Genomic DNA, 22,752 nt, shown 5'->3' on the forward strand with positions numbered 1-22,752 from the left:
GGTCAGTCGGCCGAAGGCAGGCGGCGCATGGTGAATTCGATCTGGTCGCCGTCGAGCTGACGCCAGCTCTCCACCTCGGTCCAGTAGGCGGCTTTCGGATATTCGTCGAACCATTCGCGCGCCTTGGCCCGTGCGTCCATGAGGCCGAGGCAATATGTCTCACGCACGAAATGGTCTTTCTTGCTCGGGCGATTTTCCGCCCGATGTCTCGCTATCCTGCGCTTCAGGCCGTCGAAGGACGGAGGCCCTGGAACATTCTTCATCAAACCTACCTCCTCGGAAAAGGTAGTATCGAAATTCTTGATTTGCGAGTCGAATCTTGGAAGCGCTCGGCGGTGTTTGCCTCGGCTTGGCGAGATGCAGCGCCAGCTGCTAATCATGACATGCAATCAAGAATGAGCGAGTCGCCTCCGAAGGAGATGTCGACCGTCGGAGGCGTAAATGGAAAGACCGGAACTGCCGATCGGCTTGCCTGACGATATCGAAGAGAAGAAGGCTGCCGCCCGCAATTGGTTCGAGGGATTGCGCGATACGATCTGCGCCTCCTTCGAGGCGCTCGAGGATGAGTTGGCAGGGCCGCTTTCCGACCAGGAGCCCGGCCGCTTCGTCGCCAAGGACTGGTCACGCGAAAACGGCGCTGGCGGCGGTGGCCGGATGTCGATGATGGAAGGCCGCGTCTTCGAAAAAGTCGGCGTCCATACCTCCACCGTCTACGGCGAATTCGCCCCGGATTTCCGCGCCCAGATACCCGGCGCCAAAGACGATCCGCGTTTCTGGGCCTCGGGCATCTCGCTGATCGCCCATCCCGTGAACCCAAACGTTCCGGCCGTGCACATGAACACTCGCATGGTCGTCACCACCAGCCGCTGGTTCGGTGGCGGCGCCGACCTGACGCCGGTGCTGTCGCGCCGCCGCACGCAGGAGGACGAAGACAGCCAGCTCTTCCACAAGGCCATGGAGATCGCCTGCCGCAATCATGCCGTCGCCGATTACGATGCGTACAAAGCCTGGTGCGACGAATATTTCTTCCTGAAACACCGCAACGAGGCCCGCGGCATCGGCGGCATCTTCTACGACTGGCTGCATTCAAGCGAGGAAGCCGGCGGCTGGGACGCCGATTTCGCCTTCACGCGTGATGTCGGCCGGGCCTTCGCCATGGTCTATCCAAAAATCGTCTGCTCCAACTTCAATAAATTGTGGACAGAGGCCGATCGCGACGAACAATTGATCCGCCGGGGCCGCTACGTCGAATTTAATCTGCTGTATGATCGTGGCACGATCTTCGGCCTGAAGACCGGCGGCAACGTTGAATCTATTCTCTCTTCGTTGCCCCCCGTCGTCCGCTGGCCATGAAACTGTGATATCTCATCGATAAATTCGAGGTGATAGACCTTCACGAAAACTCAGTGCGTCCTAACTTTATATGTATGTGCGTAACAATCGGAGGAGGATTGTCATGACGATACAAAGTGGCTCGCCAGCGTCTACGGATGTCCAGGAAACATCCCGCACGATCGACACATCCGAGTTTCTGACGCGCATTGCCGAGAAACTGCGGACCAAGAGCGGCTCGGATCTGCCGCTGTCCTGCTTCATCGAGCAGGTCAAGCTGCAACTGGCCGGCGGAAAGTCGCCGGAACAGCTGCAGAACGAAGCAGCGGCCGCCAACAGCAACATGCCCGAGCACCTTTCGGATACTTACAAAGCCTGGGCGATGCCCGACTGATACTGCATTCGCCGGCTGGCATGTCGATGCCGGCCGGAACCTTCTCCCCTCCCGCACATTCATCAGTCGCGTGAAAGCGCGATTGTCGTTGTGTTCAGGATAGAGGAAAAGACCATGCGACTCTTCGAATGTGGCACACTTGTTCCGGGCTGCGCCTGGCATACACGGGCGGATAATGACGCCGAAGTGGTCCGCCGGGCCGTCGAGCACCTGAAAGACGCTCACGGCGAAACCACGATCCGCGAGAACATGGTGGATAATATCAAGGCTCGCATCCGCGACGAGGCGAACGCAGCCTGATTATTGCACGCGTTCCTGCAGCCGGGCGAGCAGCGCCGCCCGGTCGGAAACGAAGTTTTCCTCCACCCACTGGTTTTCCAGGCCGGCAAGCAGCTCGCCGACGCGCGGGCCGGACGCGATTCCTGCCGAAATCACGTCGCCGCCGTTCAGCGGAAACTGTGGCTTTTTCCAATGCATTGCCTTGTCCAGCAGCTTGATGAGCCGCGCCGACCGCGCCATTTCGTCGAAATCGCTTTCAGCCTTGCCGCGCGCAACCGCAAGCGCCAGCTTCAGCCGTGTCGTGATGCCGTCGGCGCCGTTGCGGTAAAGCAGCCGTTCGAAAGCCGCCGACGACATGTCGTCATTAACAGGCGCTGCCATTGCCCAGGCCTTGAGAGTGGCCGCTTCCGCATTCGAGAGCTTGAGCCGGACTGCGAGCGCCTCCATGCGCGCCGCATCGGGCGGCACGATCGCCGCAAGGCGCAGCAACGGATCGAGCGTCCAGCCGAGCGCCTTTTCGGTGGTGATCAGCGAAGGGATCGCATCGATCCCCCATCGTTCCGATTCCGGCAGGATTTCCGTCAGCACTGCCACCTGCCGCATCCAGAGCAGCGCCCGGCCGGGATCGTCGGCGCCAAGCAGCTTTCGCAGTTCAGACCAGACGCGTTCTGCCGAAAGCGTCGTCAGTTTCGAACGCGCGAGGGAACAGGCCTTCAGCCCCTCGGCATCCGGCCGCCCGGAACCGTAATAGGCAAAGAAGCGGAAGAAACGCAGGATGCGCAAATGATCCTCGGCAATACGCCTTGCGGCATCGCCGATGAAGCGGATGTTGCGCGTCTTAATGTCGTCTAGCCCGCCAACGAGATCAACCACCTCGCCCTTTGCATCGGCATAAAGCGCGTTGATCGTCAGATCCCGCCGTTCGGCATCTGCCTTCCAGTCGGTGCTGAAGGCAACCTTGGCATGGCGTCCGTCGGTCTCGACATCGGTGCGAAGCGTCGTCACCTCGAAGGGCTTGCCGTCGATGACGAGCGTCACTGTGCCGTGCTCCAGGCCGGTTGGGACTGCCTTGATGCCGGCCGCCGCCGCCCGCTCCATCACCGTCTCCGGCCTGAGTGTCGTGGCTATGTCGACATCATTGACCGGCAGGCCCATCAGGCTGTTGCGCACCGCACCACCAACCACCCGCCCTTCCGCGCCATCGGCGTTGAGAAGTGCTAAGATCCGGACGAGCGCCGGGTCGCGAAACCATGCTTGGTCGGCAAGGCCGGTCATGCATAAAGCCTTTCGTAAAGCGTGCGGACGATGCCGGCGGTGATGCCCCAGATCATTCTGGTTTCATAGGGCACGCGGTAGAAATGCCGGTCGATGCCATCGATGACACGCCTGTCGCGGGTGTGATTGGCAGGATCCATCAGGAAGGAAAGCGGGACCTCGAACACGTCGTCCACCTCGGCGGGGTTCAGCGTCAGCGCAAAACCAGGCGTGACGACGCCGAGCACCGGCGTGATGCGGAAGCCCGTCGAGGCAAGGTAATTCGGCAGCCGCCCGACGGTTTCGACGAAGGAACCGGCCAGGCCGATCTCCTCCTCCGTTTCGCGGATCGCCGCCATTTCGGGCGAGATATCGGCGGGATCGATCGAGCCGCCGGGAAAGGCGATCTGCCCGGAATGTTTGCGCAGCGTCGCCGTGCGCTTGGTGAAGATCACATGCGCCTCATCGCCGTCGTCGACGACGGGCACGAGCACGGCGGCGTCGCGCAGCTTGAAGGTCTCGACCTCGGCGACGATATCGGGATTGAGGATGTGGTCCCCGTGATCGCGCCAGGCATGGTCGACCGGCCCGCCGTTTTGGTTGAGCGCACGGCGGCGGAATTCGGCCGCGGAAAAAAGCGGGTAGCGGTGGGTGATCGCATCATTCATCGGCAAAGCGCATCCAGTTCGTCGGCCGGCATGACCGGGAAGACCTCGCCGGCGGAGCGGATCGCAAACATCGCCCGCCCCTCCACGTCGAAAGTCTCGCCGAGCGCGACCAGTTCATACATCACTGCACGCGACACCAGCGCCTCCAGCCGCCCGCGCACATGCAGATAGGGTTTCAATTCGGCATTCTCGCCCGCAATGGCAAAGCGCAGCCGATGCTCTCCTCCCGCCTCCACGACATCGCCGACATTGGTGCGGAAGGTCAGCACCTGCTGGCCTTGCCCTTCCGTCACGCTCATCTCCACGGCGATGAAAGGCGCGTCGACGACCCTTATACCGACCTTTTCCACAGGAGTTACGAGATAGGTCTTCTGATCGTCGTCTTTTCTTAAAACCGTCGAGAACAGACGCACCAGCGCCGGTCGGCCGATCGGCGTGCCCATGTAGAACCAGGTGCCGTCCGCCCGGATTTCCATGTCGATATCGCCGCAGAAAGGCGGGTTCCACCGCTCGACCGGTGGTAATCCTCGTTTTTTACCGGCATTTTCCTGAGACGCGCGCGAAATCAGTGCGGCAAGTCCCGCCGCATCCGCCTGTCCGCTGATTTCCTCGGCTGCCATTCTTCCGTCCCGGTTTGTCCTTAACGAAGTAAAGTCACGAGATAGTCATTCGCAACGAACTTGTCAGCCCGTCACATCTCCATAACTCTATCGGGTATGAGGCACATGTATAAGTCCGCCGATTCGCTGCCGAATGATTTCAGCCGTTGGAGATACGCATGGGTATGATGAAGACCGAAGCCAGCCTCGATGAAAAGGCGATCGTCGCCGCCGCCGAAAAGGCGCTCTCCGATATCGCCGCCATCCGCGGGGAAGTCTCGAAAGTGATCTTTGGTCAGGAAAGCGTCGTCGAGAACACCATTCTCGCTGTGCTCTCAGGTGGTCATGCCTTGCTCGTTGGCGTTCCCGGTCTTGCCAAGACCAGACTGGTGACCACGCTCGGCGAGGTGCTCGGCCTTGCCGCCAACCGCATCCAGTTCACGCCGGATCTGATGCCCTCGGATATTCTCGGCTCCGAAGTGATGGACCAGGACGACAGCGGACGCCGCTCCTTCCGTTTCGTCAAGGGCCCGGTCTTCGCCCAACTCCTGATGGCCGACGAGATCAACCGCGCCTCGCCGCGTACCCAGTCGGCCCTTCTTCAATCCATGCAGGAATATCACATCACGATCGCCGGCCAGCGCTATGACCTGCCTGCGCCCTTTCATGTGCTCGCCACGCAGAACCCGCTCGAGCAGGAAGGCACCTATCCCTTGCCCGAAGCCCAGCTCGACCGCTTCCTGCTGCAGGTCGACGTCAACTACCCCGAACTCGCCGCCGAGCGCCAGATCCTGCTTGAGACGACGGGCTTGGGCGAAACCCGGCCGGAAGCCGTCATCGATGCGCAGCGGCTGATCGAGATCCAGACCCTGGTGCGCCAGATGCCGGTGAGCGACACGGTCGTCGATGCCATCCTGGCGCTGGTGCGTTCCGCCCGCCCCGGACAGGGCAATGCCTCGACCGACAAGAACGTCGCCTGGGGTCCAGGCCCGCGCGCCGGCCAGGCAATGATGCTCTGCGCACGCGCACGCGCGCTCTACGAAGGCCGTCTGGCACCGTCTCTGGACGATATCTTCGCGCTCGCCGAACCCATTCTCCAGCACCGCATGGCGCTGACCTTCGCCGCCCGCGCCGAAGGCATGTCGGTGCGTGATGTCATCGCCGGACTGGTCAAGCAGGCAAAGGGATAAGGAAGCCGGACGCGTGGCATCTATCGGACAGATCGTCAATCCGACACCCGGCAGCGATGCCCTTTCCCGCGCCAGGCAGCGGGCCGCCCTGGTGCCGGACTGCCTGGTGGAAGCCAAGCGCATCGCCAACACGGTGATCGCCGGCTGGCATGGTCGCCGCAAGCGCGGCATCGGCGAGAATTTCTGGCAATTCCGTCCCTATTCCGAGGGCGAGAGCCTGTCGCGCATCGATTGGCGCCGCTCCGCCCGCGACGACCACACCTATGTGCGCGAGCGCGAATGGGAGGCGGCGCACACGATCTGGCTCTGGTGCGACATGTCGCCCTCGATGATGTACAAGTCCAGCTACGGCAACGTGTCCAAGGAAAGCCGCGCTCTGGTCATCATGCTGGCGCTTGCCGAAATCCTCGCCCGCTCCGGCGAGCGCATCGGCTGCCCCGGCATCATGGAACCCGCCTCCGCCCGCAACGCCGCCGAACGCCTCGCAGCCGCGCTCATGCACACGCCGCTGACCGGCGGCCTGCCGGAAACGGCGATGATCCGTGGCTGGAGCGACCTCGTCCTTATCGGCGATTTCCTCGACGATGCGCCGGCAATCATGGAACGGCTCGGCCCGCTTGCCCGCCGCGGCCTGCGTGGCCACGTGGTCGAGATATCAGATCCCGCCGAAGAGATATTCCCCTATAGCGGCCGCACCGAATTCACCGATCCGGAGAGCGGCGCCAAGCTCGTTTCCGGCCGCGCCGAACACATCCGCGAGGCCTATCGCAACGCCTACCTCGCTCGCAGGGACAGCCTCGGCCAGTCGCTGCGCCATCTCGGCTGGACCTTCGCGACCCACCGCACCGATCATCTTGCTTCGGAAGCGCTGGTCGCGGTGCACATGTATCTGTCCGGCATGCCGGCCAAGGCAACGCATGGAGGGCAGCTATGAACGCTCTTCCCTTCGCTTTCGCCTATCCCGCCATTCTCGGCGCGCTCGTTGCCTTGCCCGTCATCTGGTGGCTGCTGCGGCTGACGCCGCCACGTCCGAAGACCGAGGTCTTCCCGCCGCTGAAGATCCTCGCCTCAGTGCTGAAGCGCGAAGAGACGCCGGCGCAAAGCCCCTGGTGGCTGACGCTGCTGCGCATGCTGCTCGCCGCCACCATCATCCTTGCGATCGCCGATCCGGTTTTCAATCCGCGCACCAGTTCGCTCGCATCAGGTGGCCCGCTCGTCCTCTTCGTCGACAACAGCTGGGCGGCGGCACCCGACTGGGAGCGCCGCATCCAGACCGCCGACGCGTTGATAGACGATGCCGAATCCGCCGGCACACCTGTGTCTATCGCCTTCACCGCCGATCCGACCAACGACGCCGTGCCCGGCACCGCCGCCGCCGCCCGCGACAAGCTGCGCGCCGCCGAGCCGCGACCGCTGGTACCGGACCGTGAGCGCGCCTTCCAGGCGCTACGCGCCGCGCTGAACGGCATAAAGCCCGGCACCCTCGCCTTCCTGACCGACGGTGCCGCCACCAAGGCCGACGACGCCACGGTGCGCATGCTGGCCGAACTCCAGCCCGCTGATCTGCGCCTGATCGAAGGCGATGCAGCAAGGACAGTCGCGATCACCGCGGCCAACAATGCTGCTGATGCCATGACCGTCAAGGTCACTCGACTCAACACCTCGCAGGCCGCATCCGTGGCGCTGAACGCCGTCGATACCCAGGGTCGCTCGATTGCCAATGGCAGGGTGGATTTCCGCCCCGGCCAGAGTGTTGCGACAAGTTCGATCACAGCACCCTTCGAGATGCGCAACGATTTCGCCCGCGTCAGCGTCGACAATGGCGCGACGGCCGGCGCGGTCCATCTTCTCGACGACGCGTTCAAGCGTCGCCGTGTCGTCTTGCTGTCAGGCGAAGGAGGGGATGAATTCCAGCCGCTGCTCTCGCCGCTCTATTATATCCAGCGGGCACTGCAGCCCTATGCGGATCTGATCCAACCCGCCGATTCCGATCTCTCGGTCGCGATACCAAAACTTCTCGCCAACAATCCCTCCATCATCATCATGGCCGATATCGGCCGGCTGCCGGAGGAGACCTACGAACCTCTGACGCGCTGGATATCGAATGGCGGCATGCTCCTGCGTTTTGCCGGCCCGCGCATGGCGGCTGCTCCCGCGGACGATCCGCTGATCCCTGTCATCCTGCGCCAGGGAGAACGGGCGCTGGGCGGCACATTGTCCTGGAGCGAGCCGCAGTCGCTTGCCGAATTTCCGAGTTTCGGACCTTTCGCCGGCATAGCGCGTCCTGCCGATGTCGTCGTCAAGCGGCAGGTGCTTGCCGAACCGACGCCCGATCTTGCCGAACGCACCTGGGCGAGCCTGGCTGACGGCACGCCGCTCGTCACCATGAAGCAGATCGCATCCGGCCAGATCGTCCTGTTTCACGTCACCGCGGAAGCAACCTGGTCCGATCTGCCGATCTCAGGCACTTTCGTCGACATGCTGCGTCACCTCCTGCAGATATCGCGCTCGGGCGGCGTGACATCGGAGGCGCGCGGCAATGCGCGGGTCTCCGAAACCCTGCCGCCATTCCGTATGCTGACGGCCAAGGGCACGCTGGTCTCCGAGACGGGTTCGGCGCGGCCGCTCATCCCGCTGGCCGGAGCCGAACCGACGGCGAATTTCGACAATCCGCCCGGGCTCTACGGTTCGGAGGACGGTTTCACCTCCCTGAACGTGCTGCCCGAGAACGCCGAACTGAAGCCGCTCGACACAACAGGGACCAATGCCGCGCGCGAGGGCCTGATCGGCGGCGAAAGCTGGTCGGCAAAACCCGCGCTCTTTCTCGCAGCCTTTCTGCTGCTCCTGGCCGATAGCCTGATCGTCCTCTTCATGAATGGCGCGTTCTCGCGATTGCGCCCGGCCGTCCGCACCGCAGCGATGATCGCGATCGCCGTCGGCGCCGGCTTTCTCATGCAACCCGGCATACTTCACGCCGACGACTCCCAGCCCGGCGACGACCTCATCTTGCAGAGGCTTGATAACACGCACCTCGCCTATGTCGTCACCGGCGAACAGGACGTGGACAATATTTCCGAGCGCGGTCTCGAGGGTCTCACCCAGTTCCTGACTTTCCGCACGACGCTCGAGCCGGCACCGCCGGTGGGCATCGACCTTACCAAAGACGAGCTCTCCTTTTATCCGATCATCTACTGGCCGGTTTCGGCAACGGCGCCGATGCCATCGTCGGCGGCGATCAGCCGTATCGACGCCTATATGCGCAATGGTGGCACCGTGCTGTTCGATACGCGTGATCAGATCAGCGCATTGGACAATGGCGGCAATGTCAGCGCCAACGGCGAGAGACTGCAGGCAATCCTCGCCAATCTCGACATTCCGCCGCTCGAGCCGGTGCCATCCGATCACGTGCTGACGAAATCCTTCTATCTCCTGTCGAGCTTTCCCGGTCGTTATACCGGCAGCCCCCTCTGGATCGAGTCCCGGCAGGGCGGTCAGGGGCCAAGCGAAAAATCGGCCGCGACGGCCGATGGCGTTTCGCCGATCCTGATCACCGGCAATGATTTCGCCGGCGCCTGGGCGATCGACGACAACGGCGTACCGATACTGCCGACCGTGCCGTCCGATGAAACGCAGCGCGAATATGCCTACCGTTCCGGCGTCAATATCATGATGTATATGCTGACCGGCAACTACAAGACCGACCAGGTCCATGTTCCCGACCTCCTCGAACGGTTAGGACAATGAGATGACGTTCGACTTTTCGCCCTTCCTGCCCTGGTCGGTTCTGGCTGCACTTGCGGTCGTCAGCGCTGTTATCGCCGCCTTCGCGATCTGGCGCGGCATTCGCGGCGCCTGGATCAGAACGCTGGCAGCGCTCGCCATGCTGGCCGCCCTTGCCAATCCTGTGCTCCTGCAGGAAGACCGGGATCAGTTGTCGACGATCGTCCCGGTGCTTGTCGATCGAAGCCAGAGCCAGCAGACGCCCGATCGCGTCAAGATGACCGACGATGCGCTTGCGGCCTTGAAGGGACAGCTCGCGCGTTTCCCCCAGATAGAGCCCCGCTTCGTCGATGTCGAAGGCGACGTCAATTCCGACGTGCCGTCCACGCGCCTGTTCGACGCGCTGTCGGCCAACATCGCCGACGTCCCGCCCGCCCGTATCGGCGGCGCCATCATGCTAACCGACGGTGAAGTCCATGATGTTCCGGCCGCTAATCAGGCGCTCGGTTTCGACGCGCCGATCCATGGCCTCGTGACCGGCAAGCCCAACGAATTCGATCGCCGCATCGAAGTCATCAAGGGGCCGCGCTTCGGCATCGTCAACGAAGAGCAGCAGGTGATCTTGCGCGTCTTCGACGACGGCCCGAGCCCCGGCGGTACGGCCGATGTCACGGTGAAGCTGAATGGTGACGAGATCGCCACCCTGCAGGCAACACCCGGGCAGGATACGCCCTTCTCCTTCAAGGTTCCGGGTGGCGGCAGCAATGTGCTCGAATTCTCGGTCGCAGCGCTTCCTGGCGAAGTGACCACCGCCAACAACCGTGCCGTCCACGTCATCGACGGCATCCGCCAGAATCTCCGCGTCCTGCTTGTCTCCGGCGAACCGCATGCCGGTGAGCGCGCCTGGCGCAACCTGCTGAAATCCGATGCGTCGGTCGATCTCGTCCACTTCACCATCCTGCGTCCGCCCGAAAAACAGGACGGCACGCCGATCAACGAGCTGTCGCTGATCGCCTTCCCGACGCGTGAGCTCTTCGTCGACAAGATCAAGGATTTCGACCTGATCATCTTCGATCGCTACCAGCACCGTGGCGTGCTGCCGCTGCTCTATTACGATTACATCGCGCAATATGTCGACAATGGCGGCGCGCTGCTGATCGCCGCCGGTCCTGAGCACGCCGGCCCCGATTCCATTGCACTGACGCCACTTTCCTCGGTCCTGCCGGCAACGCCCACCGGAGAGATGATCGAGAAGGCCTTCTATCCGCGCCTCTCCGAGGAAGGCCGCAAACATCCCGTCACGCGCGGCCTCGACGGCTCGGGCGAGGACCCGCCGCATTGGGGCCGCTGGTTCCGCAGCGTCGATGTCGACCGGCCGCAGGGCGAAACGATCATGCTCGGCGCCGACAACCACCCGCTGCTGGTGCTGAACCGCGCCGGCCAGGGCCGCGTCGCCATGCTGCTTTCCGATCAGGGCTGGCTCTGGGCGCGCGGCTTCGAAGGCGGCGGTCCGAACGTTTCGCTCTATCGCCGTATCGCCCATTGGCTGATGAAGGAGCCAGCGCTCGAGGAAGAAGCGTTGACGGCGCGCGCTTCTGGCCGGACCCTTGAGGTCACGCGCCAGACGATCGGCGACAATCCCGGCAACGCCACCGTGCGTTACCCCTCCGGCAAGACCGAAACCCTGCCGCTCACCCAGTCCGAACCGGGCCTCTACAAGGCCGAGAAGAGGATGGACGAGATCGGCCTCTTCGAAATCCGCAACGGCAGGCTGTCGACGCTTGTCCATATCGGCGCCGTCGACGCGCCGGAATTCAAGGCGATGATCTCGACGACCGATGTGCTGCAACCAGTCGCCGACAGAAGCAAGGGTCTCGTCGCCCGCGTCTCCAATGCAAATGGCGCGATCTCGGTGCCGCCGATCCTGCCGGTACGCGGCCAGGTGCGCGTCTCCGACAACGATCGCATGATGATCCGCATGACCAGCGAGACGGTCTTGAAGGGCATCAACACGCTGCCGCTCTTTGCCGGGTTCGCCGGCGTCGGCATCCTGCTGCTCGCCTTCGGCGCCATGTGGTGGCGCGAAGGACGATAATCTCATGCCGGAATTCGAGCTGACCGCTTCGCCCTCGCCGGAAGAACTCGCGGCGATCACCGATGCGCTCTCGGCCTTCAACAACAGCGATGTCGGCCCCTCGGATCGCCGGCCGCTTGCGGTCCTCATCCGCGATACCGACGGTAAGGTGACCGGCGGTCTTTCGGGCTTTACCGCCTGGGGCTGGCTCTTCACCCAGATGCTCTATATTCCCGATACGCTGCGCGGCACCGGTATCGCGGGCAATATCCTCGCAAAAGCGGAAGAAGAAGCCAGGGCGCGGGGGTGCCGCGGCGCCTGGATCGACACGTTCAGCCCTCAGGCTTTGAGCGTCTATCTGCGTCAGGGTTATGAGATTTTCGGAGAGCTTAAGGATTTCCCGGAAGGCCGCACGCGCAGCTTCCTCCGGAAAAGCCTCTAGAGCGGTTCAGCTTTTACGGAAGCGCGGAACCGCTCTATCCTTTTGTTTTTACGCAATTCCGGACGGAAAACCGCTTCGCACTTTTCCTGGAATTGCTCTAGTGGATCGGCCCGAAAATCGGAATCGATTTTCGGAAAGCACGATGCGAGGATTGAAAGCGTTAGAGCGTCCTTTGTGCGTCCGAAAGGACGCACGGCGCTCTAAATCATTCGCGCCAGGCGATCGTGCCTTTCAGCCGCTCATGCACGCCCTCAGCGATCGGAACGACGAGCACACGGCGGGGATCCACCGGGCCTGGAAAAGAAAGCGCGTTGTGGGCGACCTTCTCGAAGCCGAGCGGTCCGTAATAGGGCGGGTCGCCGACGAGGATGACAGCTTCCGAGCCCTTGCGTCTTGCAGCCTCCACCGCGATCCGCACCAGTTCCCGGCCGATGCCCTTGTTCTTGTGAGAGGGGCGGACGGCGAGCGGGCCGAGCAGATGGCCCTTCACTGTACCGGCCAGTACCGGCGTCATGCGCACGGAGGCGATCGTCTCGCCGTTATCGGTGCAGATGAAGGAAAGCGACAGGTCATGCGGTCCCTGCTCACGGATGCGCGCGGCAGCGCGCGTGAAGCGACCCGGACCGAAGGCTTCTTCGTTGATGTGTTCGATGGCGGCGTCGTGGGACGCGTCTTCAGTGAGGTAGACGAGATCGTGCTTGTACATGATGACAGAAACCGGATGGACAGATTGATGGGTCTCGAACACGCCTTGGGCGTTCGGGAGCATCAGCGTCGTCGCGGGTTTCTGGAAATGAACATCAGGTAGGGGTCCGAAAATCGTGAAAAGGCCGATAGCAGGAAAAATTTCCGCCGTCCAACGCAAAATGCGCGACGTGACGCACTGTTCAATCTTTGCTGCCTGTAAAGCCCTGCCATCTGCGATATCTTCCGTTCCAACACGCAATCAAGGAAATGAAGACCATGGGAATGCTGGTGGACGGCGTCTGGCATGACGTCTGGTACGACACGAAGGAGAGCAAGGGCCATTTCAAGCGGCAACCCTCGCAATTCCGCAATTGGGTGACATCAGACGGTGAGGCCGGCCCTTCCGGCAACGGCGGCTTCAAGGCCGAGGCCGGGCGTTATCATCTGTATGTCTCGCTCGCCTGCCCCTGGGCGCACCGCACGTTGATTTTCCGCAAGCTGAAGAAGCTGGAAGAGCTGATTTCCGTCTCGGTCGTTGATCCGCTGATGGTCGAGAACGGCTGGGAGTTTAAGCTCGGCGACGGCGCCACCGGCGATCACCTCTTCGGCGCAGCCACGCTCTGGCAGATCTACGTCAGGGCCGATCCGCACTATTCCGGCCGCGTCACCGTTCCCGTCCTCTGGGACAAGAAAACCGGCACGATCGTCAGCAACGAATCCGCCGAGATCATCCGCATGTTCAACAGCGCCTTCGACGGGCTGACCGGCTCGACGACCGATTACTATCCCGAGAACCTTCGCTCCGAAATCGATGCACTGAACGCCACCATCTACGACACCGTCAACAACGGCGTCTACAAGGCCGGCTTTGCCACCACCCAGCAAGCCTATGAAGAAAATGTCGGCAAGCTGTTCGAAACGCTCGACATGCTCGATGAACGCCTCGGCAAGGGCCGCTACCTCTTCGGCAGCAGGCAGACCGAGGCTGACTGGCGCCTGTTCACCACGCTGGTACGCTTCGACGCCGTCTATGTCGGCCATTTCAAGTGCAACATCCGCCGCACCGCCGACTATCCTAACCTGCACAACTATCTCAGTGATCTCTACCAGACGGCGGGCGTTTCGGAGACGGTGAACCTGAAGCACATCAAGGAACACTATTACCGCAGCCACAAGACGATCAATCCGACCGGCGTCGTTCCCGTCGGCCCGGCGCTCGATCTCGATAGTCCGCATGGCCGCGCCAGGCTAAATGCCGCCTGATGCTTCTTACCAGCGGTGATCGGGCTCCTGCTCGCCGCGAAGCTCGGCGAGGCGGCGATGCGTCGCCTTGGTCGTGCCCTCGGGCAAGCTGTCGAGGGAAAAGAAGCCGCAGTCGGAGATCTCCCAGTCCGGCGGCCGCGGCGCCGTCTGCTCGACGATCGCCCGGTAGAAGACGACATGGTCGCGCCTTGTGGTCGTGGTATTGAAATAGACCTGGATCAGCTGCGGCTTGCCGATGATCCTGAGGTTGCCCTCCTCGCGCAGTTCCTTGACAAGCGCTTCCTCGACCGTCTCGTTGCGCTCCAGCCCGCCGCCCGGCATATGCCAGCCGCCGATATAGCTGTGGCGCACGAGAAAGATGCGTCCGTCTGCATCGAAACAGGCAGCCCGCACGCCCACGGTCATGCTGCGGACGAAACTGAAATAGACATGCAGCAGGCGCAACGCCAGTCTCGTGTAGAGGGGCCTGTTCTCTTTATCCACTATCGCTCCGTTTCAGCTCTTCATCGCGCCCGATGTGTTTGATTTGTCAATAAGCTGGTCTATGTCTCGTAACATGTTCAAGCTCGCGCATATCTCCGACGTCCACCTTGGGCCGTTGCCCAGTCTTTCCATTCAGGAGCTGTTTTCAAAACGCATAACCGGCTTTGTGAACTGGCATCGAAATCGACGCAAGCACCTTTTCGGCAGCACCTTGGATCTGCTGCTCGACGACATCCGCGCCCAGCAGGCCGATCACGTGGCCGTCACCGGCGACCTCGTCAATCTGGCGAGCGGTATTGAGATTCGCGCCGCCGCTGCATGGCTGCGCGCGCTCGGCGATCCTGCGGACACGTCAGTCGTTCCCGGCAATCATGACGCCTATGTGCCAGGCGCCTATGAGAAGTCGATGCGCGCCTGGTACGATTATGTCCGCGGCGATCTGGGCCCGCCGCAATGGCAGGACGACCGCCATATCTTCCCCTATCTGCGCGTCCGCGGCAAAGTCGCGATTGTCGGCTGTTCGACGGCGGTCGCCACCCCTCCCTTCGCCGCCTCTGGCTTTTTCGGCGCGCGACAGGCCCGCGATACTGTCAACATACTGCGTGCGGCTGGCGAAGCCGGTCTCTTCCGCGTCGTCATGATCCATCACCCGCCGATCCGCGGTGCCACGGCCTTCTACAAACGGATGATCGGCATCCGCCGCTTCGCTGCCGTGATTTCGACGGGCGGCGCCGAACTCGTCTTGCACGGCCATACGCACCTGAACACGCTGCATTGGCTGCGCGGCCAGGTGCAGCCAGTGCCGGTCGTCGGCATCGCGTCAGCCTCGCAGGGACCGGGCAGCATCAAGCCGCCCGCCGCCTACAACCTCTTCTCCATCGACGGCTCTCCCGGCGCCTGGGAGCTCAGCGGCGAGCGCTTCAGCCTTAACAGGGCCGGCGATGCGGTGATGCCGGAAAGCGCCGATATTTTCGCGCCTTAGCGCCGGCTCCTGACTCTTTTTGTATAGCACTTGAATCGATCTGCGAGGAGATTGGCCCACCGTCGCAACATTTGCCATGGAGGTTGCTTACCCTCTTGGTATTTTTAGTGGTAAGCGTACAATTCGAGCAACTGCATTGCCTGAGAACGGAGCGCGCCGATGACTTCTTCTTTCTGTCACCTGTCCAGACTTTCGCTCGCCGCCGGCTTTGCCTTCGGCATCGCCACGGCCGCTTTCGCGGTCGGCGACAACAACGATGACACCAATCCGCCGCCGAAGACCCAGACGACCAAGACCTGCACCGGCGGCAAGGTCTGGGACAAGGCCAAGAAGGAATGTGTCAACCCGAAGAAGAGCAGCTTCAACGACGACGATCTCTACAAATTCGCCCGCGAGTTTGCCTATGCCGGCCAGTATGACAATGCCATCACCGTGCTCAATCTTGCCCGCAACCAGAACGACCCGCGCATCCTGAACTATCTCGGCTACGCCAACCGCAAGGCCGGCCGCATGGAACTCGGCATGTCCTATTACCGCAAGGCGCTGCAGGCGGATGAGAATTACATCCTCGCCCGCTCCTACATGGGCATGGCGCTGGTGGAGCAGGGAGACATCCAGGGCGCCCGCGTCCAGCTTGTCGAAATCCGTGATCGCGGCGGCGAAGGCACCTGGGCCTATCGCGCTCTGCTGCAAAGCTTGAACGGCTACAAGACATATTGACGCAAGCTTTGCGGGCCACAATACGAAAATCCCTTGGGAAAGAGGGATGAAGACGACCGGATGCTTGCGAAGTGCAGGAGACTTGTTTCATAAAGCACATGTATCGCCGGCGCCAACCATGTCGGCTTCGCGCCGAGGGCGAACCCTTCGTCCGCGAAACCATTGTGAATGCTTCTTGGATAGACAATGCGTCAGCCCGCAACGACCATCGATCTCCGGCGTGATCTCGTCGGCCTCCTGCCCCGCCTTCGCCGCTTCGCGATCACGCTCGCGGGTGAGGTTGCTGTGGCCGATGAACTCGTTCAGGCCGTCTGTCAGCGCGCCATCGCCAAGGGTCATCAATGGAGCGGCGAGGGCCGGCTGGAAAGCTGGATCTACACGCTTGCCCGCCAGCAATGGACCGACGACAACCGCAAGCGCAAGCCGAAGGCTTCCGTCCGCGGCAACGTCACCGATATTCGCGAGGCCGCGCGCGAACGTTCGGCAGCGGTCGATCCCGACACCATCCATCACATGATTTCCGATATGCCGGATGGCGTTTCCAGCATGTTCCTGCTTGTCGACGTCGAAGGCCACAGCTATCAGCAGGCGGCCGATATCATGGGCATTCCGGTGGCAAACGTCGTCTCGCAGCTCGCCACCGCAAGACTGCAATTCGCCGGGCTTGCCGGCACCCACCCGATCCACAGGTTCTGAATTTGCTCGATCTTAGGAAATTGCCGCTCGAAGCCCAGCTTACCGCCCTTCTCGACGGCGAAGTCTCGCCCGAACAGAGGCACGAACTGGAGCAGCGTCTGGCAAGCGACGAGAATGCGCGCCGGCTGCATGAGCAGCTGCGCCACGGGGCTGATTTCGGCCGCCGCCGCCTGGACGATATCCTGAAGGAGCCGGTGCCGCTCGCCCTCGTCCGTTCCATCAAGAGCACGCAACTGCCGAAAACGTCGATCGCCCAGCGGGCCACGCGCCCGCAGGTGAAACTGGCGCCGAGCGGCCCGCAGGCATTGGCCGCCGCCCTCATTCTCTTTGCCGTCGGTTGCGGTATCGGCTATTTCGTCGGCACCGCCCCGGATGCCGACGAGATTGCCACCACGGCTACCACCAATGCGGCACCGGCCAATACCAGCGACTGGCTGGGCGACGTCACCGCCTATCAGCGCCTGCTGATCCGCCAACCCCGTCATCTCGTCGAAGTGCCCGCCTCGCAGGCCGAGGAAATCTCCAGCTGGCTGACGACGGCGATCGGCGTGCCCTTCCGCGTGCCGGATCTGAGCGCCGAAGCCTGGACCTTCCAGGGCGCGCGCGTCATCCTTGGCGACAGCCGCCCTGTCGGACAGCTCGTCTATTCTAATTCCGACGGCGACATCATCTCCATTTGCTTCCGCAAGGACGCGCAGCCGCCGGAGACCGACGACTTCAAGGAAACGATCAAGGACGAGATCGGCCTCGTGACCTGGCACAATGCCGGCACCTCCTATGTGCTTGCCGGCCCCTCCGCCGAAGCAACGCTCGGCCAGCTCGCCATGGAGATCGCCACCGCGATCTGATTGCCGGAGCATGATGACGAGCGGTTTCGCACGGCGTCGTGCTCGCCTTCTTTGATTTAAGGCACCAGCACCACCTTGCCGACCGCCCTCCGCTCCTCGATGGCGCGATGCGCTTCCGCCACTTGATGCAGTGGGAAACGACCGCCGTCGATAACCGTCAGGGCACCCGCCGCGGCAAGCTCGAAGAGCCCAGCAAGATCCTCCCGCACACACTGAGGCGTCAGCAGCGGCAATAACGAAAATCCCTTGATTGACTGATTGTCATCAAGCATGTGCTCGACATCGGCCGCCTCAAGCCCGAACCGCCCCATCGCCGCCAGCACCAGCTCGCCGCAAGGCGCCAGCGCATCGAGCGCCGCCCTTGAAAACGCGCCGCCGACGGTTTCATAGATGATATCCGCGCCGCGCCCTCCGGTCAGCCTCTTGACGTCCTCCTGCCAGCCGGGCGCCGTATAATCGGCCGCATGATCGGCGCCGAGAGATAGGCAAAGCGCCCTCTTTTCGTCACTGCTCGCCGCTGCGATCACCACCTTCGCCCCGTCGCGTCTTGCAAGCTGCAGGAGGAGCGAACCGACACCGCCGGCTGAGGCGTTGACGAGAACGATTTTGCCTTTCACAGGACTGCGGCGTAGAAGCTGCAGCGCCGTCAACCCCTGCACCATCAGCCCGGCAGCCGCCTCGAAGGAGACCGCATCCGGCAGGGGCACCACCGCCCCGCCATCGACTACGACGAACTCGGCATAACCGCCCGAACCGCGCCCGATCGCGAAGAGAGGAACAGCAACCCGCTTGCCAATGAGCGAGCGGTCGGCACCAGGCCCTGCTCGCTCGATTATACCCGTGACCTCGACACCGGGAAACATCGGCAGGTCGGGCGTTACGGCATAGCGGTCGGCCCGCATCAACACCTCGAAGAAATTGACACCCGCCGCATGGACGCGGACGAGAACCTCGCTCGGCCCCGGCTCGGGAACCGGCAGTTCCACGAGCTCGAGGACATCGGGCGGACCGAAGCGAGTGAATTGAACGGCTTTCATGGCAAATGAACCTCACGTCTGATTGGCGTGGGGCAGGTTTAGCAATAGGATATCCGGCAAAAATACACACTCTTTCGTGCCCTACCCACCAGGAGGTGACCATGGCTGAGCCGATGAAAAGACTCCCCGAGCTGCCGGTCGAGCGCGCGCTGAAGGTGATCTCCGGACGCTGGAAGCCCGTCATCCTCTATTACGTCTTCTCCGGCCCGAAGCGTCTTTCGGAGCTGAAGCGGATGATGCCCGCCATCACCCAGAAGGTGCTGATCCAGCAGCTGCGCGAGATGGAGGAGCACGGGCTGGTCGCCCGCCAGATCTTCGCCGAAGTCCCCGCCCGCGTCGAATACAGCGCGACCGAACTCGGTCTCGGTCTCGAACCGGTGTTGCTGGCGCTCTGCCAATGGGGCCAGCGCCACGCAGAGGCGCGAAATGAAGCCGGCGAGATCGCCGACTGCATCGTCAGGCCGCGCCGCGCTACAGCGCCGCACGTCCTTTCAGACGCGCATAGGGCGCTGTAACACTTTGAATTGCTGCATAATTTTATCCTTAAATCGATTCCGATTTAAAGAATTATGCAGTAGTGCGATCACGGCCTGAGAACTTCCGAGATCAGGCCTTGCCAGCCTTCACCTCGAGCACGCGGTTGGCGGCCGAGACGATCGCTTCCAGCGACGCCGCGACGATGTTGGTATTGATGCCGGCGCCGAAGAGTTTGCCGCCGGGATAGGAGGTCTCGACATAGGAGATCGCCGCTGCGTTCGAACCATGCTGGAGCGAATGCTCGGAATAGTCCTCGACCGACATCTCGACGCCGAGATAATGCGACAGCGCATTGATGAAGCCGTCGATCGGGCCGTTGCCGCGCCCTTCGATGCGCTTGATCTCCCCATTGTCGGTGATCTCGGCTGCGACGATCCGCTGGCCCTTGTGCTCCGTGTCAGGATAGGTGTGATGGTCGACGAAGCGCAGGCGCCCTTGCGGCTGCGTCACGTAGCGCTCGATAAAGCGGTCGTAAATGCGCCGGGACGGAAGCTCCTTGCCCTCTACGTCGGTGATGCGCTGGATATCCTCGCGGAATTCCACCTGCAGGTTGCGCGGCAGGTTCAGCCCGTAATCCTGTTGCAGGATATAGGCGATACCGCCCTTGCCGGACTGGGAGTTGATGCGGATGATCGCCTCGTAGGAACGACCGACATCGCGCGGGTCGATCGGCAGGTACGGGACTTCCCACACGGGATGATTGGCGACCTGTGCTGCCTTCATACCCTTGTTGATCGCATCCTGGTGCGAGCCGGAGAAGGCCGTATAGACCAGCTCGCCGACGTAAGGATGACGCTCGCCGATCGCCATCTGGTTCGAATATTCGAACACTTCCTTGATGCGTTCGATATTCGAGCAGTCGATCTCGGGATCGACGCCTTGCGTGAACATGTTCAGCGCCATCGTCACCATGTCGACGTTGCCGGTACGCTCGCCATTGCCGAACAGCGTGCCTTCGACGCGGTCGGCGCCTGCCAGCAATGCCAGTTCGGCAGCAGCGATCCCTGTGCCGCGGTCGTTATGCGGATGCAGGGAAACGATCAGGTTCTCGCGATTGTCGAGGTTGCGGCACATCCATTCGATCTGGTCGGCATAGACGTTCGGCGTCGCCATCTCGACCGTCGACGGCAGGTTGATGATCAACTTGTTATCGGGCGTCGGCTTGACGACCTCGATGACGGCGTTGCAGATTTCCAGCGCCACATCGAGTTCGGTGCCGGTGAAGCTCTCCGGCGAATATTCGAAACGGTAACCGCCGCCGGCCTTCTCGGCCATATCGCTGATCATCTTGGCGGCATCGACGGCGATCTGCTTGATCCCCTGCACATCCTTGGCGAAGACGACGCGGCGCTGCAACTCGCTGGTGGAGTTGTAGAAGTGCACGATCGGCCGGTTTGCGCCTTCCAGTGCTTCGAAGGTGCGGGTGATGAGTTCCGGGCGGCACTGTACCAACACCTGCAGGGAAACGTCGTCGGGCACATTGCCCTCCTCCACGCACCAGCGGGCAAAGTCGAAATCGGTCTGTGAAGCCGAGGGGAAACCGATCTCGATTTCCTTGAAGCCCATCTCGATCAGCAGCTGGAACATGCGCGCCTTGCGATCGTGGCCCATCGGGTCGACCAGCGCCTGGTTGCCGTCGCGCAGGTCGACCGAGCACCAGACCGGTGCCTTGGTAATGGTCTTGGTCGGCCATGTGCGGTCGGGAATGTTCACCTGCGGATAGGCCCGGTATTTCAGCCCGGCGTCGGGCATGCCTTTTGCGGGGGCCGTCTTGTTTGTGGGGGCCATCTTATTTGGGGAGGCCACCTTATTTTGGGAGGATTGCGTCTTCGCGTCCATCGTATCGTCTCCTCGTCCCGGCATTTGCCCGCTCTTAGCCGATCACGTCGGGCTTGGCGATAAACAAATGCGGACCTTGTCGGTCATTAGGTCAATTTTGAAAGTGAGTCGCGAGGAGCGATGGCCGGGCGGGCTTACGGCCGCCGGGCGCTCCTCAAAGGACCCGGCAACCGCGCGTAAGGCCGAGGAGAAGAAGCGAGGTCAGGGCGCGCGTATTGTCACGCAGGGCGATGCGGCCGCGTGCAATCGTGTCAGAAATTCTGGCGCCAGTGGTCTTCATGACCGCGCTTATAGCCTCGGACGGTAAAGCTGGCAAGTCCTTGTCCGGCTTTTGGCCGCCGCCAACATTCGACCAACGGCGCAGCTGCTGCCGGCGGAGCTGCTGGAAAGCGCCAGGATCTGGCATTTGAAGAGCACAACGACCTTCCGTTACCTCGACTGAGCTCGGTCTTTCCAAATATTCACCAGCCGCGACAGCGCCAGCATTAGCCCACCCGCGATCAGGCCCCAGAAGGCACCGGAAATGCCGCCGAAGGAAACGCCGGAGGCGGTGACGAGGAAGGTGATTGCCGCCGCCTCGCGCGAGTCCGGCGCCTGGAAGGCCGACATCGCCGAGGACGAGAAGGCTCCAACCAGCGCCAGCCCCGCTACCGCCTCGATCAGGATCGAAGGCGCGAGCGCGACGAAGGCCGTCACCGCGCCGGCGAGCAGCCCGAGAATGATATAACCGACGCCGGCGATCAGTGACGCCCAATAGCGCCGCTTGGGATCGGCGTGGGCGTCCTGTCCGGCGCACATCGCCGCGGTGATGGCCGCCAGATTGACCGCGTGGCCACCGAACGGCGCCGACAGCAGCGAAAAGAAGCCGGTGACGGCAAAGAGCGGACCGGGCTTCGGATCGTAGTGGTTGACCTTCAGCACCGCGATACCCGGAATGTTCTGCGAGGCCATGGTGACGATGAAGAGCGGCAGCGCAATCGAGACGAGGCCGGCAAGATTGAACACCGGCCGGACGATCTCCACCGTCGGCACCAGTGATTGTTCCAGCGAGCCGAGCGCACCGTCTGGGATATCGACGCCGAAGGCGAGCACCAGCACGAAGGCCGCGAGTGCTGCCGGCACCGCCCAAAGCCGCTTGAAGGCGCCGACGACGATCCAGGCAACGACGATCGGCAGACCGAACAGCGGATTGAAGCCGATCGCCTTCACCGGCGCGAAGCAGAGACCGATCAGCACGCCGGCGAGCATCGCATTGGCGAGTGGTGCCGGAATGGCGGCAACCGCTCGCCCGAGCGGCTTGAACAGTCCCGCAACGATAATCAGCGCAGCACAGATTAGGAATGCCCCGACCGCCGCATTGAAGCCGCCCTCGATCGCCCCGGTGCTTGCCAGCAGTGCGGCACCCGGTGTCGACCAGGCGATGCTGACCGGCAATCGGGTCACGGCACTCAGCACGATCGCGCAGACGCCCATGGAAATCGACAATGCCATCAGCCCGGAAGCCGCCTGTACATCCGTGGCGCCGACCGCCTGCAGCCCGTGCAGCACAACGGCGAAGGAGCTGGCGGAACCGACGAAGGCGGTCAGCAGCCCCATGAACAGGGCTTGGACGGAAAAATCTTTGAGCATGGCGGGACTCGAGCTGCGCGAATGGCGCATGGAGCATGATGGTTGCCGCAGGCGCAAGTCTGGATTCAGTGCTTTCCGT

The 22,752-nt window shown here is 62.4% G+C and carries 23 protein-coding genes; 14 read left to right on the top strand and 9 right to left on the bottom strand.

Going from position 1 to position 22,752, the window contains the following annotated elements; translation table 11 throughout:
• Positions 1–2 precede the first annotated feature (2 nt).
• Positions 3–263, bottom strand: coding sequence for a hypothetical protein (locus CUJ84_RS15800; RefSeq protein ID WP_003561352.1), 261 nt, complete (start codon positions 261–263; stop codon positions 3–5).
• Between the two features lie 178 nt (positions 264–441).
• Between CUJ84_RS15800 and hemF the strand changes: the two genes are divergently transcribed.
• From hemF to CUJ84_RS15815, 3 genes are all read left to right on the top strand, one after another.
• Entirely contained in the window at positions 442–1,353 is a 912-nt protein-coding gene (gene hemF, locus CUJ84_RS15805) for an oxygen-dependent coproporphyrinogen oxidase (RefSeq protein ID WP_105006905.1), read from the top strand.
• Between the two features lie 103 nt (positions 1,354–1,456).
• Entirely contained in the window at positions 1,457–1,726 is a 270-nt protein-coding gene (locus tag CUJ84_RS15810; protein ID WP_003561356.1) for a hypothetical protein, read from the top strand.
• A gap of 114 nt (positions 1,727–1,840) precedes the next feature.
• Complete coding sequence (locus tag CUJ84_RS15815) at positions 1,841–2,026, top strand: DUF1059 domain-containing protein (protein WP_027683567.1); 186 nt, start codon at positions 1,841–1,843, stop codon at positions 2,024–2,026.
• Here the strand turns inward: CUJ84_RS15815 and CUJ84_RS15820 are convergent, their stop codons facing one another.
• The 3 genes from CUJ84_RS15820 to CUJ84_RS15830 are packed head-to-tail and all read right to left on the bottom strand — an operon-like array spanning position 2,027 to position 4,547.
• Positions 2,027–3,280, bottom strand: coding sequence for a CCA tRNA nucleotidyltransferase (locus CUJ84_RS15820; RefSeq protein ID WP_105006906.1), 1,254 nt, complete (start codon positions 3,278–3,280; stop codon positions 2,027–2,029).
• Positions 3,277–3,927, bottom strand: a complete 651-nt coding sequence (locus CUJ84_RS15825) for a CoA pyrophosphatase (protein ID WP_033180167.1) — start codon at positions 3,925–3,927, stop codon at positions 3,277–3,279. The genes CUJ84_RS15820 and CUJ84_RS15825 overlap by 4 nt, the downstream gene beginning before the upstream one ends.
• Positions 3,924–4,547: a DUF1285 domain-containing protein gene (locus tag CUJ84_RS15830; protein WP_105006907.1), complete on the bottom strand. Its 624-nt coding sequence runs from the start codon at positions 4,545–4,547 to the stop codon at positions 3,924–3,926. Before CUJ84_RS15830 ends, CUJ84_RS15825 begins: the two co-directional genes overlap by 4 nt.
• Before the next feature lie 158 nt (positions 4,548–4,705).
• Here CUJ84_RS15830 and CUJ84_RS15835 point away from each other — a divergent pair, with 158 nt between their 5' ends.
• The 5 genes from CUJ84_RS15835 to CUJ84_RS15855 are packed head-to-tail and all read left to right on the top strand — an operon-like array spanning position 4,706 to position 11,952.
• Entirely contained in the window at positions 4,706–5,716 is a 1,011-nt protein-coding gene (locus CUJ84_RS15835) for an AAA family ATPase (protein WP_003541786.1), read from the top strand.
• A 13-nt stretch (positions 5,717–5,729) separates the two neighbouring features.
• Positions 5,730–6,650, top strand: coding sequence for a DUF58 domain-containing protein (locus CUJ84_RS15840; protein WP_105006908.1), 921 nt, complete (start codon positions 5,730–5,732; stop codon positions 6,648–6,650).
• Complete coding sequence (locus CUJ84_RS15845; RefSeq protein ID WP_105006909.1) at positions 6,647–9,460, top strand: DUF4159 domain-containing protein; 2,814 nt, start codon at positions 6,647–6,649, stop codon at positions 9,458–9,460. Before CUJ84_RS15840 ends, CUJ84_RS15845 begins: the two co-directional genes overlap by 4 nt.
• 1 nt (position 9,461) lies before the next feature.
• Positions 9,462–11,531, top strand: a complete 2,070-nt coding sequence (locus CUJ84_RS15850) for a hypothetical protein (RefSeq protein ID WP_105006910.1) — start codon at positions 9,462–9,464, stop codon at positions 11,529–11,531.
• A gap of 4 nt (positions 11,532–11,535) precedes the next feature.
• Complete coding sequence (locus CUJ84_RS15855) at positions 11,536–11,952, top strand: GNAT family N-acetyltransferase (protein ID WP_027683561.1); 417 nt, start codon at positions 11,536–11,538, stop codon at positions 11,950–11,952.
• A 205-nt stretch (positions 11,953–12,157) separates the two neighbouring features.
• On the opposite strand, the gene CUJ84_RS15860 is transcribed toward CUJ84_RS15855, so the two are convergent.
• The gene (locus CUJ84_RS15860; RefSeq protein WP_105008207.1) at positions 12,158–12,721 is read right to left on the bottom strand and encodes a GNAT family N-acetyltransferase; all 564 of its coding nucleotides are present in this window, start codon (positions 12,719–12,721) and stop codon (positions 12,158–12,160) included.
• Positions 12,722–12,915: 194 nt separating this feature from the next.
• On the opposite strand from CUJ84_RS15860, the gene CUJ84_RS15865 reads away from it, so the two are divergent.
• A complete protein-coding gene (locus tag CUJ84_RS15865) occupies positions 12,916–13,902 on the top strand; it encodes a glutathione S-transferase family protein (protein WP_105006911.1) in 987 nt (328 codons plus the stop codon).
• Positions 13,903–13,908: 6 nt separating this feature from the next.
• Here the strand turns inward: CUJ84_RS15865 and CUJ84_RS15870 are convergent, their stop codons facing one another.
• Positions 13,909–14,385 (bottom strand): NUDIX domain-containing protein, encoded by a 477-nt coding sequence (locus CUJ84_RS15870; RefSeq protein ID WP_105006912.1) that lies wholly within the window; start codon positions 14,383–14,385, stop codon positions 13,909–13,911.
• Between the two features lie 73 nt (positions 14,386–14,458).
• Here CUJ84_RS15870 and CUJ84_RS15875 point away from each other — a divergent pair, with 73 nt between their 5' ends.
• From CUJ84_RS15875 to CUJ84_RS15890, 4 genes are all read left to right on the top strand, one after another.
• On the top strand, positions 14,459–15,367 hold the full coding sequence (locus CUJ84_RS15875; protein ID WP_105006913.1) for a metallophosphoesterase family protein: 909 nt from the start codon (positions 14,459–14,461) through the stop codon (positions 15,365–15,367).
• Between the two features lie 159 nt (positions 15,368–15,526).
• On the top strand, positions 15,527–16,087 hold the full coding sequence (locus tag CUJ84_RS15880) for a tetratricopeptide repeat protein (protein ID WP_105006914.1): 561 nt from the start codon (positions 15,527–15,529) through the stop codon (positions 16,085–16,087).
• 186 nt (positions 16,088–16,273) lie between these two features.
• Entirely contained in the window at positions 16,274–16,783 is a 510-nt protein-coding gene (locus tag CUJ84_RS15885; protein WP_003561380.1) for an RNA polymerase sigma factor, read from the top strand.
• A gap of 2 nt (positions 16,784–16,785) precedes the next feature.
• A complete protein-coding gene (locus CUJ84_RS15890) occupies positions 16,786–17,631 on the top strand; it encodes an anti-sigma factor family protein (protein WP_105006915.1) in 846 nt (281 codons plus the stop codon).
• Positions 17,632–17,687: 56 nt separating this feature from the next.
• On the opposite strand, the gene CUJ84_RS15895 is transcribed toward CUJ84_RS15890, so the two are convergent.
• Positions 17,688–18,668 carry a quinone oxidoreductase family protein gene (locus CUJ84_RS15895; protein WP_105006916.1) on the bottom strand — a complete coding sequence of 327 codons (981 nt, stop codon included), beginning with the start codon at positions 18,666–18,668 and terminating at the stop codon, positions 17,688–17,690.
• A 5-nt stretch (positions 18,669–18,673) separates the two neighbouring features.
• On the opposite strand from CUJ84_RS15895, the gene CUJ84_RS15900 reads away from it, so the two are divergent.
• On the top strand, positions 18,674–19,183 hold the full coding sequence (locus CUJ84_RS15900) for a winged helix-turn-helix transcriptional regulator (RefSeq protein WP_199788716.1): 510 nt from the start codon (positions 18,674–18,676) through the stop codon (positions 19,181–19,183).
• A 91-nt stretch (positions 19,184–19,274) separates the two neighbouring features.
• Here the strand turns inward: CUJ84_RS15900 and leuA are convergent, their stop codons facing one another.
• Positions 19,275–21,044 (bottom strand): 2-isopropylmalate synthase, encoded by a 1,770-nt coding sequence (gene leuA, locus CUJ84_RS15905; RefSeq protein WP_105006918.1) that lies wholly within the window; start codon positions 21,042–21,044, stop codon positions 19,275–19,277.
• 429 nt (positions 21,045–21,473) lie between these two features.
• Positions 21,474–22,703: a benzoate/H(+) symporter BenE family transporter gene (locus CUJ84_RS15915; protein ID WP_105006920.1), complete on the bottom strand. Its 1,230-nt coding sequence runs from the start codon at positions 22,701–22,703 to the stop codon at positions 21,474–21,476.
• Between the last annotated feature and the right edge of the window lie 49 nt (positions 22,704–22,752).

The organism is Rhizobium leguminosarum (assembly GCF_002953715.1).
In the GTDB taxonomy this organism is placed as follows: Bacteria; Pseudomonadota; Alphaproteobacteria; order Rhizobiales; family Rhizobiaceae; genus Rhizobium; species Rhizobium leguminosarum_V.

What these genes read in the sequence shown, in the direction of transcription:
- CUJ84_RS15800 (WP_003561352.1), bottom strand. Translation starts at nt 263, where the DNA reads ATGAAGAATGTTCCAGGGCCTCCGTCCTTCGACGGCCTGAAGCGCAGG.
- hemF (WP_105006905.1), top strand. Translation starts at nt 442, where the DNA reads ATGGAAAGACCGGAACTGCCGATCGGCTTGCCTGACGATATCGAAGAG.
- CUJ84_RS15810 (WP_003561356.1), top strand. Translation starts at nt 1,457, where the DNA reads ATGACGATACAAAGTGGCTCGCCAGCGTCTACGGATGTCCAGGAAACA.
- CUJ84_RS15815 (WP_027683567.1), top strand. Translation starts at nt 1,841, where the DNA reads ATGCGACTCTTCGAATGTGGCACACTTGTTCCGGGCTGCGCCTGGCAT.
- CUJ84_RS15820 (WP_105006906.1), bottom strand. Translation starts at nt 3,280, where the DNA reads ATGACCGGCCTTGCCGACCAAGCATGGTTTCGCGACCCGGCGCTCGTC.
- CUJ84_RS15825 (WP_033180167.1), bottom strand. Translation starts at nt 3,927, where the DNA reads ATGAATGATGCGATCACCCACCGCTACCCGCTTTTTTCCGCGGCCGAA.
- CUJ84_RS15830 (WP_105006907.1), bottom strand. Translation starts at nt 4,547, where the DNA reads ATGGCAGCCGAGGAAATCAGCGGACAGGCGGATGCGGCGGGACTTGCC.
- CUJ84_RS15835 (WP_003541786.1), top strand. Translation starts at nt 4,706, where the DNA reads ATGGGTATGATGAAGACCGAAGCCAGCCTCGATGAAAAGGCGATCGTC.
- CUJ84_RS15845 (WP_105006909.1), top strand. Translation starts at nt 6,647, where the DNA reads ATGAACGCTCTTCCCTTCGCTTTCGCCTATCCCGCCATTCTCGGCGCG.
- CUJ84_RS15850 (WP_105006910.1), top strand. Translation starts at nt 9,462, where the DNA reads ATGACGTTCGACTTTTCGCCCTTCCTGCCCTGGTCGGTTCTGGCTGCA.
- CUJ84_RS15855 (WP_027683561.1), top strand. Translation starts at nt 11,536, where the DNA reads ATGCCGGAATTCGAGCTGACCGCTTCGCCCTCGCCGGAAGAACTCGCG.
- CUJ84_RS15860 (WP_105008207.1), bottom strand. Translation starts at nt 12,721, where the DNA reads ATGCTCCCGAACGCCCAAGGCGTGTTCGAGACCCATCAATCTGTCCAT.
- CUJ84_RS15865 (WP_105006911.1), top strand. Translation starts at nt 12,916, where the DNA reads ATGGGAATGCTGGTGGACGGCGTCTGGCATGACGTCTGGTACGACACG.
- CUJ84_RS15875 (WP_105006913.1), top strand. Translation starts at nt 14,459, where the DNA reads ATGTTCAAGCTCGCGCATATCTCCGACGTCCACCTTGGGCCGTTGCCC.
- CUJ84_RS15880 (WP_105006914.1), top strand. Translation starts at nt 15,527, where the DNA reads ATGACTTCTTCTTTCTGTCACCTGTCCAGACTTTCGCTCGCCGCCGGC.
- CUJ84_RS15885 (WP_003561380.1), top strand. Translation starts at nt 16,274, where the DNA reads ATGCGTCAGCCCGCAACGACCATCGATCTCCGGCGTGATCTCGTCGGC.
- CUJ84_RS15895 (WP_105006916.1), bottom strand. Translation starts at nt 18,668, where the DNA reads ATGAAAGCCGTTCAATTCACTCGCTTCGGTCCGCCCGATGTCCTCGAG.
- CUJ84_RS15900 (WP_199788716.1), top strand. Translation starts at nt 18,674, where the DNA reads ATGAACCTCACGTCTGATTGGCGTGGGGCAGGTTTAGCAATAGGATAT.
- leuA (WP_105006918.1), bottom strand. Translation starts at nt 21,044, where the DNA reads ATGGACGCGAAGACGCAATCCTCCCAAAATAAGGTGGCCTCCCCAAAT.
- CUJ84_RS15915 (WP_105006920.1), bottom strand. Translation starts at nt 22,703, where the DNA reads ATGCGCCATTCGCGCAGCTCGAGTCCCGCCATGCTCAAAGATTTTTCC.